13 protein-coding genes and 1 pseudogene are annotated in these 16,637 nt (G+C 68.2%); 8 read left to right on the forward strand and 6 right to left on the reverse strand.

Annotation, left to right across the window (positions count from 1 at the left end; all coding sequences use genetic code 11):
- Positions 1–75: pseudogene (locus BIV57_RS23805) on the reverse strand (PadR family transcriptional regulator); the annotation flags it as partial.
- Positions 76–224: 149 nt separating this feature from the next.
- Here BIV57_RS23805 and BIV57_RS02080 point away from each other — a divergent pair.
- The 8 genes from BIV57_RS02080 (at position 225) to BIV57_RS02110 (ending at position 8,930) form a co-directional block, all read left to right on the forward strand.
- A complete protein-coding gene (locus BIV57_RS02080; protein WP_071654895.1) occupies positions 225–1,490 on the forward strand; it encodes an ABC transporter substrate-binding protein in 1,266 nt (421 codons plus the stop codon).
- Between the two features lie 200 nt (positions 1,491–1,690).
- Positions 1,691–3,403, forward strand: a complete 1,713-nt coding sequence (locus BIV57_RS02085; RefSeq protein ID WP_079169937.1) for a glycoside hydrolase family 13 protein — start codon at positions 1,691–1,693, stop codon at positions 3,401–3,403.
- Entirely contained in the window at positions 3,400–4,767 is a 1,368-nt protein-coding gene (locus tag BIV57_RS02090) for an ABC transporter substrate-binding protein (protein ID WP_071654862.1), read from the forward strand. The genes BIV57_RS02085 and BIV57_RS02090 overlap by 4 nt, the downstream gene beginning before the upstream one ends.
- Positions 4,768–4,778: 11 nt before the next feature.
- A complete protein-coding gene (locus BIV57_RS02095; protein ID WP_071654863.1) occupies positions 4,779–6,140 on the forward strand; it encodes a carbohydrate ABC transporter permease in 1,362 nt (453 codons plus the stop codon).
- Positions 6,137–7,051, forward strand: coding sequence for a carbohydrate ABC transporter permease (locus BIV57_RS02100; RefSeq protein WP_071654864.1), 915 nt, complete (start codon positions 6,137–6,139; stop codon positions 7,049–7,051). The genes BIV57_RS02095 and BIV57_RS02100 overlap by 4 nt, the downstream gene beginning before the upstream one ends.
- 144 nt (positions 7,052–7,195) lie before the next feature.
- A complete protein-coding gene (locus BIV57_RS02105) occupies positions 7,196–8,020 on the forward strand; it encodes a hypothetical protein (RefSeq protein WP_071654865.1) in 825 nt (274 codons plus the stop codon).
- A gap of 38 nt (positions 8,021–8,058) precedes the next feature.
- Positions 8,059–8,595 carry a hypothetical protein gene (locus tag BIV57_RS24440; protein WP_139275381.1) on the forward strand — a complete coding sequence of 179 codons (537 nt, stop codon included), beginning with the start codon at positions 8,059–8,061 and terminating at the stop codon, positions 8,593–8,595.
- A gap of 35 nt (positions 8,596–8,630) precedes the next feature.
- Positions 8,631–8,930 (forward strand): helix-turn-helix domain-containing protein, encoded by a 300-nt coding sequence (locus BIV57_RS02110; RefSeq protein ID WP_419185679.1) that lies wholly within the window; start codon positions 8,631–8,633, stop codon positions 8,928–8,930.
- A gap of 110 nt (positions 8,931–9,040) precedes the next feature.
- On the opposite strand, the gene BIV57_RS24445 is transcribed toward BIV57_RS02110, so the two are convergent.
- The 5 genes from BIV57_RS24445 to BIV57_RS02135 form a co-directional block, all read right to left on the reverse strand.
- Entirely contained in the window at positions 9,041–10,522 is a 1,482-nt protein-coding gene (locus tag BIV57_RS24445) for a hypothetical protein (RefSeq protein WP_139275382.1), read from the reverse strand.
- Positions 10,523–11,039: 517 nt separating this feature from the next.
- Positions 11,040–11,555, reverse strand: a complete 516-nt coding sequence (locus BIV57_RS02120) for a hypothetical protein (RefSeq protein ID WP_071654867.1) — start codon at positions 11,553–11,555, stop codon at positions 11,040–11,042.
- A 587-nt stretch (positions 11,556–12,142) separates the two neighbouring features.
- Positions 12,143–13,231: a hypothetical protein gene (locus BIV57_RS24450; protein ID WP_139275384.1), complete on the reverse strand. Its 1,089-nt coding sequence runs from the start codon at positions 13,229–13,231 to the stop codon at positions 12,143–12,145.
- Positions 13,224–14,111 carry a ParA family protein gene (locus BIV57_RS02130; RefSeq protein ID WP_245797387.1) on the reverse strand — a complete coding sequence of 296 codons (888 nt, stop codon included), beginning with the start codon at positions 14,109–14,111 and terminating at the stop codon, positions 13,224–13,226. The genes BIV57_RS24450 and BIV57_RS02130 overlap by 8 nt, the downstream gene beginning before the upstream one ends.
- A gap of 1,366 nt (positions 14,112–15,477) precedes the next feature.
- The gene (locus BIV57_RS02135) at positions 15,478–16,419 is read right to left on the reverse strand and encodes a hypothetical protein (RefSeq protein ID WP_139275386.1); all 942 of its coding nucleotides are present in this window, start codon (positions 16,417–16,419) and stop codon (positions 15,478–15,480) included.
- Positions 16,420–16,637: the final 218 nt, after the last annotated feature.

Raw genomic sequence — 16,637 nt, forward strand, 5'->3', positions numbered from 1 at the left:
CTCCTCGAGGGCCTGCTTGAGTTCGTAGCCGTGGGCGGGTTCCTTGGCCAGCAGTGCCAAAAGAGGTTCGCGCATCCGCTGTCACCTCCTGCTGGCCTGCCGCGGTCGCGGATACTCCTGGCCCCCGTCCTTACCTAGAGGGTATACATAACAGCTAGAGCCGTCAGGGTTGCCACAAGGACGTGTGCATGCGCGGGGATGAGCGAACACGCTGCTGGCGCGTGCTGCGCTGGCCGCTGGTTGCTGCCCTCCTGCTGCTGCTGACATGCGTGGCCTCGGCGTCGCCCGCAGCGCCTGGGCGGGTACCCGCCACCGGGTCGAGCACCGGCCCGATCACCCTGGTGACCGCACAGGATCTGACCGGCTATCTGCAAAACCGGCTGGCGGTGTGGAACCGGGCCCATCCCGCGGAGAAAGTTACCTTGATCGAGCTGCCCGCGGCGGCCGATGACACCCAGGCGCAGATGATCAGCAATCTGCAGGCCCGCAGCGACCGCTATGACGTGCTGAATCTGGATGTCGACTGGACCGCCCAGTTCGCGGCGGCCGGATGGATCACGCCGCTGCCGCGGCAGAGGTTCCCGCTCTCCAGCTTCCTGCCGCCCACCGTGGATGCCGCCACCTACCGGGGCCGGCTGTACGCAGTCCCCTACGTGGCCAATGCCGGGATGCTCTTCTACCGCAAGGACATCCTGGCCAAGGCTCATGTCAGGCCGCCGCGCACCTGGGCGGAGCTGGAGGATGCGGCGAAGACGATCGCGCCGCGCTTTGGGCTGAAGGGCTACGCCAGCCAGCTGTCGCCCTATGAAGGGCTGACGGTCAATTACGCCGAGGCGGTGCAGTCCGCCGGCGGGCAGATCCTGGGCCGCGACGGACGTACGGTGGCGGTGGACTCCCCCGCCGCGCGCAGCGGTCTGAGCTTCCTGGTCGACGGGGTGCGGCAGGGCTGGATCCCGAAGGCCTCGCTGGGATTTGACGAGGAGAAGTCCCGTCAGGCCTTCCAAAGCGGCCAGTATCTGTTCCTGCGCAACTGGCCCTATGTGTACGACCTGGCGCAGGCCAAGGGTTCGCCGGTCGCGGGCAAGGTCGGTGTGGTGCCGCTGCCCGGGGCCACGGGTCCGGGGTCCAGCTCGCTGGGTGGATCCGACCTCGCGGTCAGCTCCTACTCTCGCCACCCGCGAACCGCCGAGCGCCTCATCCAGTTCATGACCGGCGTCGCCTCGCAGCGGCAGGTGCTGCTGGCGGGGAGTCTGCCGCCGGCGCGGGCGGATCTGTATCGCGATCCGGCGCTGGTGGCGCGCTTCCCGTATCTGCCGGCGCTGCGTCAAAGCATCCTGTCGGCGCGGCCCCGTCCCAAGAACCCCCGCTATGACCAGGTGAGTCTGGCGGTGGCGCAGAACGTGTACGACGCGTTGATCGGACGGCGCAGCCCGGATGGGGCCGCCGGCCGGCTCGCGGCGGATCTTTCTGCGATCGTGCACGGCTCCTGACGGCCTCTCAGGCCTCCCATCAGCGTACTTAACCGTTAGGTACGCTGCGGCCGCATCCTGCCCGAAAACTCGCCGACACATACCCGTTGCTCGTACATAACGCGTATGCATAACATGCAACCGCTCGGCCGTCGTGGAGCCCCCGCGCCTCGACGGCCGGGCGGTCCATGCATGACCGTGCACATCCCAGGACGGTTCGGATGATCGACGCACTCGTCGACGGCACCACGCCCGAAGACGCCGCCACGCTCTCCCTGCTCGCCCCGCAGCCCCGGCCCCAGCCGTGGTGGCGCGATGCCGTGATCTACCAGGTCTACATCCGCAGCTTCCTCGACAGCACCGGCGATGGCATCGGCGATCTGGCCGGCGTCCGCGCGGGCCTGCCCTACCTCAAGCGCCTGGGCGTGGACGGCATCTGGCTCAGCCCCTTCTACCCCTCCCCCCAGGCAGACCACGGCTACGACGTCGCCGACTACTGCGGCGTCGACCCCGTCTACGGCGACCTGGAGGAGTTCGACCGCCTGGTGTGCGCCACCCACCAGATGGGGCTGAAGCTGCTGGTCGACATCGTCCCCAACCACTGCTCCAGCGCCCACCCATGGTTTCGCCAGGCCCTGGCCGAGGGCCGAGGCAGCACCGCCCGCCAGCGCTTCCATTTCGCCGATGGCCGCGGCCCACACGGCCAACTGCCGCCCAACAACTGGCACTCGATGTTCGGCGGCCCCGCCTGGAGCCGCATCACCGAGCCGGACGGCACCCCCGGCCAGTGGTACCTGCACCTGTTCAGCCCCGAGCAACCCGACCTGAACTGGCGCAACCCCGAGGTCGCCGGATTCTTCGAGAAGGTGCTGCGGTTCTGGCTCGACCGGGGCGTGGACGGCTTCCGCATCGACGTGGCCGCCGGCCTGTACAAAGACGCCGAACTACCGGACTCCGACGACCCCACGGCCGACGCCCGCGCCCGCGATTCGGTCAACCCGCTGGCCTGGAACCAGCCCGAAGTCCACGACGTCTGGCGCTCCTGGCGGGCCATCTGCAACGACTACGCCGCCCACGACGGCCGCGAACGCCTCCTGGTCGGCGAGGTGTCGGTGCCCACCGCCGCCGCCCAAGCCGCCTACGTGCGGCGCGATGAACTGCATCAGGCCTTCTTCTTCCACATGCTCACCGCCCCGTGGGATGGCCCCACCTTCAAAACCGTCATCGACGAAGCCCTCAACGACATCGCCCAAACCGGCTCGACGATCACCTGGGTCCTGAACAACCACGACCAGATCCGCAGCGTCACCCGGTTCGCCTCCCCCGCCCGCGCCCGCGCCGCCGCACTGCTGATGCTCGCCCTGCCCGGCGCCGCCTACCTCTACCAGGGCGAAGAGCTGGGCCTGGCCGAGGTCGACCTGCCCGACGAGGTCATCACCGACCCCATCTTCCACCGCTCCGGCAGCCGCATCGGCATCCGCGACGGCTGCCGCGTGCCCCTGCCCTGGTCCGGGCACGCCTCCCCGTTCGGCTTCACCAGCGGCGTGGCCACCGCAGCCCCGTGGCTGCCGCAACCGGAGTGGTTCGCCGCCCACACCACCGAACGCGCACTGGCCGACACCAGTTCGTTCTGGCACCTGTACCGCGAGGCGCTCACCCTGCGCTCCAGCCTGCCCCAGTTGGGCGACGGCAGCCTGCGCTGGCTCACGACCGAGCCACAGGTCCTGGCCTTCACCCGCGGGGACGGCCTGGTCTGCGCCATCAACTTCGGCGACACCTCCTGCCCCGCCCCCGTGACCAGCCAGCCCCTGCTGGCCAGCAGCCCCTGCCCCCCAGGCGCCCTGCCGGGCAACACCGCCGCCTGGTGGATCACCACGCCCGGCGACCTGACCTCCGCTCAGCCCACCACCAGACAACAGGATGTGACGCAATGAAGCGCACCCACACCGCGGCCGCCACCCTCGCCGCGGCCGCCCTGGTCATGGCCGCCACCGGCTGCTCCAGCGGCGGATCGGCCAGCACCAGCACCGGCGGCGGAAACGCCGGCGGCTCCGATGCCGCGGCCAGCCTCCACCTGCCCAACCTCAAGGGCCAAAAGATCCAGGTGGCCGCCGTGTGGACGGGCGCCGAGCAGAAGAACTTCCTGAAGGTCACAGCCCGCTTCGACCAGCTGACCGGCGCCAGCACCACCTTCGTGCCCACCGGCGACAACGTCTCCACCTTCCTCGGCAGCAAGATCCAAGGCGGTGGGCAGCCCGACGTCGCCTTCCTGCCCCAGCCCGGCGTCCTCCAGCAGTTCGCCAAGGCCGGCTGGCTCAAGCCCGTCGACTCCACCGTCAAGGACCAGCTCGCCAAGAACTACACCCCCGGCTGGCGCACCCTCGGCGCCTACAAGGGCACCCAGTACGGCGTCTACTACAAGGCCGCCAACAAGTCCCTGGTCTGGTACAACACCGCCGCCTGGCAGCAGGCCGGGCTGAGCAAGGCGCCGGCCAGCTGGGCCGATCTGCTCAAGGACGGCCAGACGCTGTCCGACTCGGGCACCACCCCGTTTTCCATCGGCGGCGGCGACGGCTGGACGCTCACCGACTGGTTCGAGAACATCTACCTCAGCCAGGCCGGCGCCACCAAGTACGACCAGCTGACCAAGCACCAGATCAAGTGGACAGACACCTCGGTGGCCAAGGCCCTGACCACGCTGGCCCAGCTGTTCGGCAAGCCCACGCTGATGGCCGGCGGCGCCCGCGGCGCCCTGCAGACCGACTTCCCCACTTCGGTCGACCAGACCTTCGCCAAGTCCCCCAAGGCCGCCATGGTCTTCGAGGGCGACTTCGCCGCCACCAACATCGCCCAGGAGACCACGGCCAAGGTCGGCACCGACGCCAAGGCCTTCCCCTTCCCCGCCGTCGGCAGCGGCCAGGCCCCGGTCGTCAGCGGCGGCGACGTGGCCGTCGCACTGAAGAACACCAAGGGCGCCCAGGCCCTGCTGCGCTATCTCGCCTCCGTCGACGGCGCCGAGACCGGCATCAAGCAGGGCGGGTTCCTTTCCCCCAACAAGGCCGCGCCGCTGTCGACCTACACCAACAGCGTCGAGCGCACCATCGCCCAGAACCTCATCTCGGCCGGCGACGGCTTCCGCTTCGACATGTCCGACCAGTCCCCGGCCGCCTTCGGCGGCACCAAGGGCCAGGGCGAGTGGAAGGACCTGCAGGACTTCCTCGCCAAGCCCAGCGACGTCGCCGGCGCCCAGCGCAAGCTGGAGGCGGACGCCGCCAAGGCCTACGCCAACGCCGGCTGAGGCGGCCCGCCATGACCGAGGTCCTCACCGCCAAGCCACCGGCCACCGGTGGCAGCACCCCCGCCGACGACCGCCCGGCGGCCCGCAGCCGGCGCGGCTGGATCACCGCCCTGTTCCTGTTGCCCGCCCTGGTCCTGCTCGGCGCCCTGGTGGTCTACCCCATCGGATGGACGGTGGTGCGCAGCCTGTTCGGTGCGCAGGGATTCACCCACTTCGTGGGCCTGTCCAACTACGGCTCCGTCTTCAGCGACCACCAGACCCTCACCGCGATCAAGAACAACGCCATCTGGGTCGTCGTGGCGCCCACCATCGCCACCGGCCTCGGCCTGATCTTCGCCGTGATGACCGAACGCATCCGCTTCGCCACCGCGTTCAAGCTCGTCATCTTCATGCCGATGGCCATCTCCATGCTGGCCGCCGGCATCATCTTCCGCCTGGTGTACGACCAGGACCCCACCAAGGGCGTGGCCAACGCGGTCGCCGTGGGCATCCACGACACCTTCTCCAGTGCCTCCCACTACCCCGGCGCCCATCCGCGTCCCATCAACCACCAGCTCACCGGCCCCGCGGCGGGGCCCTTCACCACCCCACCACTCGCGGTCAGTTCGCGGCCGGTCAACCTTCCGCTGGTCGGCGCCACGCCGGATGACCTCAAGGGTGCCTCCCAGGCCGCCGGCCCCCGCAGCTGCCCGGGCGGGCACCTGTGCGGCACGGTCTGGATGGACTTCAAGCCCGGCGGCGGCACCCCCAACGCCATCGATCCGGGCGAGAAGGGCCTGTCCGGTCTTCGCGTGAACCTGCTGAGCGGCACCAAGGTGATCGCCCACGCCACCACGAGCAAGGACGGCACCTACACCCTGCCGGCCCCCGCAACCTCCGGCCCGGTCCGGGTGCAGCTCGCGGCCTCCAACTTCACCGCCCCCTACGCCGGCGTCAACTGGCTCGGCCCGACGCTGGTCACCTGGTCCATCATCGGCTCCTACATCTGGATGTGGACCGGCTTCGCGATGGTCCTGATCGCCGCCGGACTCGCCGGCATCCCCCGCGAGCTGATGGAAGCCGCCCGGGTCGACGGCGCCAACGAATGGCAGGTCTTCCGCCGCATCACCGTCCCGGCCCTCGCCCCGGTCCTCGGCGTCGTCCTGGTCACCCTCATGATCAACGTGCTCAAGGTCTTCGACCTGGTCTACATCATCGCCCCCGGCGCCAGCCAGCAAAGCGCCAACGTGCTCGCCCTGCAGCTGTACCTGTCTTCCTTCGGCGGCGGCAACAACCAGGGCATCGGCAGCGCGCTCGGCCTGCTGCTGCTGGTGCTGGTGCTCCCCGCGATGTACGTCAACATCCGGCGCTTCCGGAAGGAGAACGCCCGGTGACCACCCTTCAAAGCGCCCCTGCCACCGCCGCCCTGAGCCCGGCCCCGCCCGCCCGCCGCTCCCCCGGCCTCCTCAAGCGGCTGGCCGGCCGATCCACCGGCGGCCTGGTCCGCCTCGGGCTGCTGATCATCGCCCTGTTCTGGATGGTCCCCACGCTCGGGCTGCTGGTCTCCTCGCTGCGCAAGCCGCTGGACATCCAGGCCTCCGGCTGGTGGTCGATCTTCACCGCGCCGGCCTCGCTGACCCTGCACAACTACACCTCGCTGCTGGCCAACCCCGCCATCAGCCGCTCGGTCGCCAACAGCATCATGATCACCGTGCCGGCGACGCTGCTGGTGGTCATCATCGGCGCCCTGGCCGCCTACATCTTCGCCTGGGTCGAGTTCCCGGGACGCGACGTCGTGTTCCTGATCGTCGTGGGCCTCCTGGTGGTCCCCATCCAGGTCGCCCTGATCCCGGTCACCGACCTGTTCGCCAAGGTCGGCATCTTCGGGAGCATCGCCAGCGTCGTGCTCTTCCACGTCGCCTTCGGGCTGCCCTTCGCCATCTTCCTGCTGCGCAACTTCTTCGCCCAGATCCCCCAGGAACTGCTGGAGGCCGCCCGCCTCGACGGTGCCGGCGAACTGCGGCTGTTCACCCGGGTGGTGCTGCCCCTGGGCGGCCCCGCCATCGCCTCCCTGGCGATCTTCCAGTTCCTGTGGGTGTGGAACGACATGCTGGTGGCCCTGATCTTCGCCAACAGCTCCGCAGCCCCCCTGACCGTCGCGCTGACCGAACAGACCCGCCAGTTCGGCACCAACATCGACGTGCTGTCCTCCGGAGCCTTCCTGTCGATGATCATCCCCCTGGTGGTCTTCTTCGCCTTCCAGCGCCAGTTCGTCAGCGGACTGACCGCGGGAGCACTCAAGTAGCCCCCCCAAGCCGGCTGCCGGGTGGCAGCGTGGACGTCCCTGCAGCTCCCCTGTCTCAGAGGGTCGCTCTCCCCCACCCGGCAGCCACTCCCCCGCCCCACCCGAACCGGACCTGGCCACCCCGGGACCACGGAGGCCTTCCTCATGACGCCCCACCCCCAGCTGCAACCGGGCCAGCTGTACGCCCACCACCGCGACCACGGGCCCCTGCGCCCCGCCCTGCTGATCAGCCCCGACCTCTGGCAGCGCAACGGCGGCACCGGCACCTACCACCCCGCCGACGAAGGTGCCGAGCCCTCCCCCGGCGACTACGACACCCATGTCTCCTCCCGCACCGGGCTGTTGACCATCACCCCCCGCAAGGAGATCACCGGGGCCAGCCTCACCGACCCGGCATCCGAAACCGTCGACACCCTCTTTCGCACCCTCGCCCACGCCGCCGTGCTCCTGCTGGAGGTCCGCCACCTGGCCGCCAAGGACCCCGAACACTTCACCCGCGATCTGGAGCTGATGCTCCCGCCACCCCTGCAGCTCGACCTGCTGCCCCCCATGGCCCTGCCGTGTACCTGGCAACACCATCAAGGCCACAACTGGCCGGCATCCACGGTGACCACACCCGCCGAGGACGCCGATGAACTCTCCGCCTTCGCCCCCCGCTCGGGCATCGTCTTCCAACCGATGGTCGTCGAGGTCTCCGCGCCCCGACACCCCTGGGGCCCGCAAGCCCCCAAGCTGCTGCTGGTCCGCCACCCCAGCGACCCCGACCAGTGGGCCCTGGCCACCGCCGGACCCGGCCACAGCTGGATGAAACGCGCATGGACCGGCACCGGCTGGATGCGCACCGAAGGCAACTACGCCGGCTGGTGGTGGGGGACCGTCAAGCAAGCCACCGACCTGGCCATCCAGCTCATTCGCGCGCCCCGCGCACTCATGGAGCACCTGCCCCGCCCCAGTACCGACCCCGCATAGCCGGGCATCAGCCACCTGCCTCTTGACCGGAGCTCTCATTGATCGCCCACACCCTCGAGCAGGCAGCCCGCGTCTTTGGCACGAACCGAGGCAGCATTCGCTGGCCCGCGGGCCTGACGATCCCCACTCCAGCCTCAAGCGGTCTGTCCGGACGGCCCCTCGAGGAGGCCGTCAGTCGCTCCACCCGAGCCCAACACCGCATCCTCACCTGGGCCGACCACTTCGGACTGCACGCCTCGAGCACCGGGTGCTGCCCCCGATGGCTGCAGCGCAATCTGCCGCATCGCTGCACTCCGGAGGACAACACCTGCACCCACTACGGCGCCAATCCTCCCGACCAGGAGTGGCTGACGCATCCGATCGCCTGGATCCGCGATCGGCGGCCGGTCGCCCTCACCAGTGCCCCACCCACGATCAGCCCCGGTGCCAAGGACCGCCTCGCGTGGTGGCCACAGCAGGACGCCGCACTACGCGTGGCCTTCGGAACGGGGTGGCACGGCTTCACCACAACCCAGGTCCTGGTGTGGCGCGCGGACCGGATTCCCGATCTGACGCCTGCCAATGACCCGCTCTGACTACCATCTTTGACATTGCGTCGGAGTCTGGAGGAGTGACCATCACCAGGAAAATAGGCTACCGGTGGAAGCTGCGCCAGCTTCTGGCCATGAAGGGCATCTACCTGACGACTGGCCTGGTGCCGCTGCTGGATGAACGCGGCGTCGGCCTGTCGCGCCATCAGGTTTTCCGCCTGGTTACCCAGCCACCCAAGCGGCTGTCGATGGAGACCCTTGCGGCCCTGTGCGACATCCTGAGCTGTCAGCCCAGCGACCTCATCGAGGTCTACGAGCTCGACGACCGGGAGGCACCCTCCACGAGCGAACCGACCAGCGCAGGCCACCTGACGCCCTGACATAGGTATGCGCACGCTGCGCCGTCCAACTCGCACGACACCACGGGCAGATGGTCCACCGGTCGCCGGTGCGCGGCGGTGTTTCGCCGCGAAGCACCGCCGCATGGTGATCATGCCGCGGGAACGGTACACGGCGAGCCTGTCATGGTGATCGCCTTCGCCGTCAAGGATCGCCGAAGACGTGCCCGCAGCTGCCTCGTCGCCCCCATGACACTGGTCTGACGCTGCCCACGCTGCGCCACCATGCGCCGATAGCCCCGACCACTGTCATCCACGGTCGGTCCGGCAGCTTCGGCCTGGGCCACCGCTCGATCCTGTGCACAGGTGCAGACCCGACTGCGGGCGTTGGGCTGATCCCAAGCTGCGCTCCCGTAGCCGAGCACACGATCCTCCTGCTCGAGTGACGAGCCGGTTGCCGCAGGCACCGGCGTCCACGGCCCCAGGAGTGCTTCGAAGGCGTATTGGGCCTGCAGCGCTTCAAGCTGTTGGGTATCACCTGCGCCATTGGCCCCATCAAGGTGTCGGCGGTCCTCGCTGAGGGCCGGGGTGGCCGCAGCCGGCAGCAAGGCAAACGGCGGCGCGCTGGTGCGCCGGCACGACCCGTCGCAAGCTTCGTCGCTGGGCAGGGGTGCTGCCTCGGCACGGCGCTTGAGCAGGTTGGCCAGGTAGGCCAGCGGCCGGCGGACACGAGTGGGGCTCCCCCACACCGCAAGGATCTGCAGGATCGAGCTGACGGTGTGGTTCTGATTGAGGATCAGCGGGCGCAGCAGATAGGCCAGACGCCGCAGTCGGGCATGGCGCAACCACGAGACGCGGATCCGAAGCTGTCGGGCCACCTCGATGGTGCGGGCGAGGTCGTGGGGCGTGGTTGTCGGGGACGGTGTGGGGGCTGTAGCGCGCGCGCCTGCGCGGGTGTCTTTAAAACCAGCATCATCAGAAACTTCAAAAACCTCAGAGGTACCACCACAAGAAGGGGTCCGACGACGGGCAGTGCCAACGCGGCGGCCAGCGGCCTCGGTTCGGGCCTTGGCGAGACGGGCGAGCCGGCTCTCGTGGCGCCGTCCGGCGCCGGTCACGCCCACCAGGCGTGCGCGGTAGCCGGCACCGGTGGTGCGCCGGCCGACGGCGGCATCCCAGGCGGCGGGTGCGCACAGGGCGTAGATGGTGCCGGTGGCGGTGTAGCCGTCGACGTGCTGCTCAGGGTTGCGGGTGCGGCGCACGTTGCGGCGCGAGCCGTGTTCCACCCAGGCCAGTAGGCCGAGTTCACGCAGGTAGCGGATGTGGTCCGACAGCCGGGAGATCGACAGGTTGAGATGGCTTGCCAGACGATTGCGCCCGTAGGCGACGTGTCCCTGGCGGTTGGCCTTGGCGGCCAGGGCCTGGGCAACACGGACTGTGGTGGCTCCGGCGCGGGGATGCAGGCTGTGGCGGATAGCCCACTGTGTGGCCAGAACGAAGTCATCAGGATGGGTGATCGGCCGGGAGGCTGTGGTGGTGACCTCCTGGAGGTCCTGGTCGTGGACCAGGCGAAACGCACTGAGCAGAGGGGGTACGACGCTGTCTTGTGCAGGATGTCTGATTTGAGACAGCACTCGCCTAGCCCCCGGGCGACGAGGCATACTGGGCTCCGAGTGAATGCGGGATCTTGCTATGACTGGATGCGGGATCTTGCCGCTCGTGATGAGGCCAAGCTCGACCTCTCTTTCTGATCAGACTGAGTTGGTGGGGTTTGGTGATGAGGCCAAGCTCGACCTCTCTTTCTCTCGGGACTGAGTTCTCTCTTTCTGACTTTCTGATCAGACTGAGTTCTCTCTCTTTCTCTCGGGACTGAGTTGGTGGGGATTGGCGACGTTGGAGTAGGGATCGGCTCTTCCTGCGTTCCGGTGCGAGTTGGGAGCTGGCGACCGGTTTGCGGGAGAAGTCGAGCTAGCAGGCACAACTAACCTGCACGACCGGCTTGCAGTCAGCTATGACGGTCGTGTTGGGGAAGTGCCGATGTTGAGTTGGTGGTCGAGCATCACCTTCTTTCAGCGGTAGGTGGGGCGAGCATCTTCGGTGCGCGCCCCACCTACGCCGTTGTCAGCGCAGGAGCACGGGCTCACACCCGGTCTAGGCGGCTGGGCGTCTGCCAGGGCGGCGCGGTTTGGATGTGGCGGCGCGGATCGCGTCAGGCAACTGAGCGACCCACAGGCCGACAGGGAGCCGTACGGCCGTGCGCCCGGTGAGCCGGTCAAGCTCGTGCGCGGCCCGGTCGCCTGGTGAAGTGACAAGCGTTCCCCCGCCCGGCTCGACCCACAGGACGGTGTCGACGGTCGTCCGGGGGTCGAAAACAGCCTCTCGGGCCATCTCGACCACCACGGTCTGCCACAGCTCGAGCTTCTGCGACACGTTGCGGCCACGCCGCTGCCCGGGCCAGGGAAACTGCACAACCAGGGCGTAGACGCGTAGGGCGATGACGTCCTCAGCCCCGCAGGGGGCATGCAGCAGTCCGGCGTCACGCGCCTTCCAAGCCCAGTTCTCTGACAGATCGGCGGTTTCCGCGGCAGCGAGGAAACTCAACTCCACGCTGCGCCACGCTGGTTCGGTCGGTGTCCCGGTCTCTGCCCGGGCTTCGGTGGGATGCACTCCTTGACTCCTCTGGCGATCCAAGCTGCTGTCACAGTAGCCCACTGCGCCCCGTTTCATTACTAGTGACACGTGGAGTGTAGAGGGTTGGTTCCCGCGCATGAGACGTCAATTGCCAGACTAGGGCTGGATTTTTCGCAGGAAGGTTCCTTGCGACACACGTCTAACTCGCGGGTAAGACAGCTCGCTCGCTAGCTCGCTAGCTAGCTTCAGCGCTATAGGCTTAGCTATAGCGTTCGCAACAAGTGCCTGATCAGAAGGCTGTGGATGACGGATCCGGCCGCCAGCGACACCCCAACTGCCGCGCAGATTTTTCGTGTTGTATGCACGTAGAGATGGCACGAGGGGACGACAGATGCACGATGCAGCTGAACGCCCGGAGGGCGCCCCGCGATTGACGGACCATCAGAAGGTTCACACGTTTGGGTGAAGCGGCCCGGGGTGGCGGAACCTGAGACGCTGTGACGCGTCCTCGCCCGCTCCCCCTGGGCTCCTGACGTCGCTCCCCCTATGTGCACGCGGCGAGCGGGCACAACGAAGAAGCGCTCACCATCCTGGGAGGCGAGCGCTGATCGGGGATTGAACCGCTAGTCGCGACCGCCGGTCAGTGGACCGTCCTTGTCCATCTCCTGAAGCAGCCGCTCCATAGCGGCAGAGAGCACGTACAGGCCTCGCCGGCCGTAGTTCAGCTCCTGCATCGCCTGGTTGAGATTGGCCAGCAGCTCGTAGGCGACCGGCCCGACCCGATACGTCGTCTGCTTGCCGATCTCCGGGTCGGCAAAGCGCTCGGCCTGGAACGCCTTGGCCATCGCCACCCACGCCTGCGGATCATCCGGCAGCGCCCGCAAAGCGGCATCCATGTAGTGGCCCTCGGCCAAGAACCTTATGCCGGACGACCTCCGGTCAGCCAGCACCCGCGCCTTGAGGGCCGCCTTCACGCCCGCTTCCAGCTTGACGCCGTGCATCTCCCAGTTCTCTGAGTTGATCCGCGCATCGCTGAAGCTGGCCAGGACGGCGCGATGGCCCCCGACCACTCCCCTGCCCGGGGCCTTCTTGCTGGCCTTGGGTGCAGGCGGCGTCGAGGACCGACGCTGCGGCACCCGCGGAGCTGGAGCCGGCGCAGGATCGGCGAGAGCCACCAGCGCATCGTCGGCAGCGGCTTCTTGAGCCGGAGGTGTGGCATCGGCCTTCGGCTCGGCGGCTGCAGGTTGCGCCGGAGCCTCATCAACCTGGGTGTGCGTGCGTGGGGCCGGGGCTGATGGGGCCGGGGCTGATGGGGCCTCGCCGGCCTCCGACGCGGCATCAGGCACGGGATGGAGGTGCCCAAGGGGCGCCGCGAGCGCCGCTGGGCCAGGCCCCGGCGGCTCCGGAGCCAAGGAGGCGACCAGTTCATCGTCGACCTCGGCACGAGCGGGTGCCGGTTCACCGGAAGGGGCCCGGGGCGACGGCTCGACCGAGACGGGCTGTGGATCAGCGGTGGCGCGGCCAGCATCGGGGTTGCCGAAGAACGACCGGGAGACCACGTCCTCGGCGCCCGCGATGGCCGGATTGCTCAGCATCTCGGCTGCCTTGGCGCTGCCGCGGGCGCCGCGGCGGCTAGCGGCCGTCTTGACGGCGACCTTCGCGAATCCGGTCTTCTTGGCGCCCTTCTTGCCCTCCGGCTTGTTCTCAGGCACTGGTGTCCACCTGGTCCTGGTCCGTCGAATCGGCGATCTCCCACTTCTCCTCGGGCGTGGAGATGCGGTCGATGACCTCTGCCATCAGCGCGCTGTACTGCTGGCCGGGCGAGTGGTTGGGATAGCGGACCACGGCGGGCCGCCCGTAGGCGAAGGAGTCGGAGATCCGGTTGTCCCGGCGGATGTCCCGCTTGAAGGGAAGGACACCCATGTCCCGCATCAGGTTGCGGACCGCGACTTCCTGCTCGGTCCAGGAGGACGGGGGGTTGCTGCGGTTGAGGATCGCGCCGAGGAACTTCGGATTGCACAGGCCCTGGGTCCGCTCGGGCACGTGCTTGACCGCCGCCATCAAGATCGCTGCGCCACGCACGGTGGCGTACTCCGGATTGCACAGTGTCACCACATAGTCAGCCGCTGCGACGCCCAAGGCGTTGAGCGCCGACACCGAAGGAGGCGTGTCGACGACCACGTAGTCAAAGTCGTCCGCCACCTGCTGGAGCATCTGTCGGAGTATCGGAATGGCCGTGTAGCCCTTCTGCGACAGCAGATCCTGAGCGGTCGTCATGGTGGCTTCCTCGGACGCCAGCAGGTGCAGCTGCCCGGCGTCGCCGAAGTCCTCCAGGATCTCGCTGCGGTTCTCGAGGAACTCATGGAGGTTGACCTCGATCCCCTGAAGCCGGTGTTGCAGTGCCCATCCCAGGGAGCGCTGCAACATCTGCTGGGTCAGATTGAAGCCGAGGGAGGTACCGGCCTGGGCCTGCGGCTCGAGGTCGACCACCAGGACCGACGCACCAGCCAGGGCAAGTCCGCCCGCAAGGTTGACGGTCGTACTGGTCTTGCCGACGCCTCCCTTCTGGCTGGCGACTGCGATGACCTCCATGTCTGACTCCCCTACTGGCATTGGCGAAACGATCAAGCTGGCGACACGAGTCTGTGATCCCGGAGCAGGCACGGGAGTTGCCCGATTGATCAGGCAGAATCCCGGTCCGGCACCGGCCTCGTCGACTCGCGACACTAGTACATCAAGGCTGAAGATATCAGCCATGGCGCTGTTTTCCCGCGTGCCACGCGCGTCGCGTTACACCGGCCCTGCCGCGGGTGCAACCGACGGTGCGGCTGGTGTCACTCGTCCATCCTCGTGAGCTCCGGGCGGGTGTGACGGCGCGTCACGATGAGTCGCGGTCAGCGCGGGCGCACGATGCGGGAACAGCCGGTCCCGGGATCGCTGAGCGGCAAGGCAGGGAGCGCGCTCGGCAGCGGGTAAGCCCGGCAGCTCGCTGGTAAGCCAGCAAGAGCGTGAGCGTGGCAGCTGAGCAGCTCGCTCGCTCGACCGTCAGCTGGAAAGACAGCTCGTCAGCTAGCTCGCTCGCTGGCTCGCTCAGCAGCTAGACAGCTCGCTCGCTAAGTCGCTGACTAGCTCGCTGGCGCGCTCGTCAGCTAGCTAGCTCGCTAGCTCACTCGCTCAGCAGCTAGACAGCTCGCTGACTCGCTCGCTCGCGCGTAAGCAAGCTCGCTAGCTAAGCCGCTCGTCAGTAAGCGAGACAGCTCGTCAGCTCGCTCGTAAGCTAGCGCGCTCGCTCGCTAGCTAGCTCGCTCTAGCACTAGCTTTAGCGCTAGCTATAGCGCTATACCACTCGCTCTAGCGATAGCACTAGCCTCCGCTATATCTATCGACATATCACTAGCAACACAGAACGCACTAGCCATCGCGATACTCATCGCTACATCTATCGCTATATATGCAGGTCAGAGCCTTGGTCAAGGCATGATCGACGGGCCGAACCCGAGACCGATCTGCATGATCAGAGCCCCTTCACCCCCTTCGGACGCTGCGCCTCTCACCGCGGTTCCCCGGGGCCATGCCATCCCCGTCGAGGCCCATGGCCTCGCCCGCCAGGCCATCAACGGCGCCTTGGAGACGCCGCGCCGAGCACTGTTGGGAGAGCAAACCCGCCCTCCCCGGATGGACGCGACGCCGCCGTGAACGTCGCCGACGGTCCTCCACGCGCTCCGGATCGCCGCCGGTTCGCAGCCTTGACGCTGCTCTCGGCTCGCCCAAGAGCGTCCAGTCCGCACGCCAACATCCGCGCCACAACGCGTGGGAGGCGGCGCGAGGACAAAGGGCCGTGGCCCTCCCGACGCCGTATGCATCCCCGTGCGACGCCACGCTGCAGTCACATCCGCGCGCGTCCGCAACCACCCCTGTAGTGGTCCATGGCATGCCGTCTGAACGGCAGTCGCGGCGCTCATGAGGGGGACCGGCTTCCGGAGCCCGGGTTGCCGGCGTGCACCTTGGCACTGCCGGAGTGCTCCCCGGGGTCCTGGCTCTGCGGCAAGGGCAAGTAGCGGTGCAGTGCCTGACTCTCCGCCGACTGCCCAGGATCGTGGGGGGAGGGGGTGACGTAACGCGGTCGCCGTGAGGCCAGCCAGCGTCGCAGGGCAACAAATCCGAACCCGCCACCCACGGCCGCGGCAATCGCAGCGAGGACCGGCAAGAACATCCGAACGGCGGATGCCCCGGATGCGTGTGCATGTCGGGTAGCCGGCGTGGCGTGGGCCGAGTGCGCCGTGCCGGGAACGGTGTGTGAGGGAGCGACAGAAGCGGTGCCCGCGGCAGACGCGGCCGGAGAAGGGCTTCCGCCCGGACGGTGGCTCGGCTTCGTGGTGGGTGACGCCACCGGGGCGGCAGCCCCGGCGGCCTGAGTCACCGTGAGCGTCATCGGCACGCTGAGTGCCTTGGCCTGGCTCGGCGCGCCGAGAATGGCCACCGTCACCTGGTAGCCGCCCGCCTGAGTCAACGGCGCGTCCCCCTCGGCGCCGATGCGGCAGGAGACCGAGAAGGAGGACTGGCTGGCCGTGGCTGCTGTAAAGGGCAGGGTCGATCCGGGGCGGTGCGCGTCGCACTCGAGCGACCGCCCGAGAGGGTCGGCCAGGCTGATCGCCAGGCTGGGGGAGTGGTCGAGATGGAGTGCAGCGAGGGAACCGTCGAGGCCGGGCGGCAGACTGAGCGTCGCTGTCGCCGTGAGGCTCTGGCCCGGCGCAGTGGATATCGTCCAGTGCAAGGGCTGGCCGGGGGAGAGGCCCTGATGGATCGTCCCCGGGGTGATCGCATCGGTCTGCAGGGCCGCCTGCTGCACTGTCGACTGTTCCTGGGCCTGCGCCGGTGTCGCGGCCCACAGGCCCGCCATGGCTATAGCCCACACAGCGGCTATACGCACAGCACCCCCCCGAGGCTTCTACCAGGAACGACCTGACCACCATAGAGCGTAGACAGTCCTCTTGTATATACACAGTGGCGGGGTGGTCCATCCGGGCCTCGATGGGCACGGTCAAGGCGCTCGTGTGGGCAGAACTGACAGATGCTCAGGCCGGTGCTCCTGGGGACGTTAAGATCACGGTGCGGTCG

Origin of the sequence: Mangrovactinospora gilvigrisea, assembly GCF_001879105.1 — a bacterium.
GTDB lineage: Bacteria > Actinomycetota > Actinomycetes > Streptomycetales > Streptomycetaceae > Mangrovactinospora > Mangrovactinospora gilvigrisea.

Bases quoted from the DNA above. Each gene is read 5' to 3' on its own strand.
- BIV57_RS02105 (WP_071654865.1), top strand. From the start codon at position 7,196: ATGACGCCCCACCCCCAGCTGCAACCGGGCCAGCTGTACGCCCACCAC.
- BIV57_RS02135 (WP_139275386.1), bottom strand. From the start codon at position 16,419: ATGGCGGGCCTGTGGGCCGCGACACCGGCGCAGGCCCAGGAACAGTCG.
- BIV57_RS02090 (WP_071654862.1), top strand. From the start codon at position 3,400: ATGAAGCGCACCCACACCGCGGCCGCCACCCTCGCCGCGGCCGCCCTG.
- BIV57_RS02130 (WP_245797387.1), bottom strand. From the start codon at position 14,111: ATGGAGGTCATCGCAGTCGCCAGCCAGAAGGGAGGCGTCGGCAAGACC.
- BIV57_RS02085 (WP_079169937.1), top strand. From the start codon at position 1,691: ATGATCGACGCACTCGTCGACGGCACCACGCCCGAAGACGCCGCCACG.
- BIV57_RS02095 (WP_071654863.1), top strand. From the start codon at position 4,779: ATGACCGAGGTCCTCACCGCCAAGCCACCGGCCACCGGTGGCAGCACC.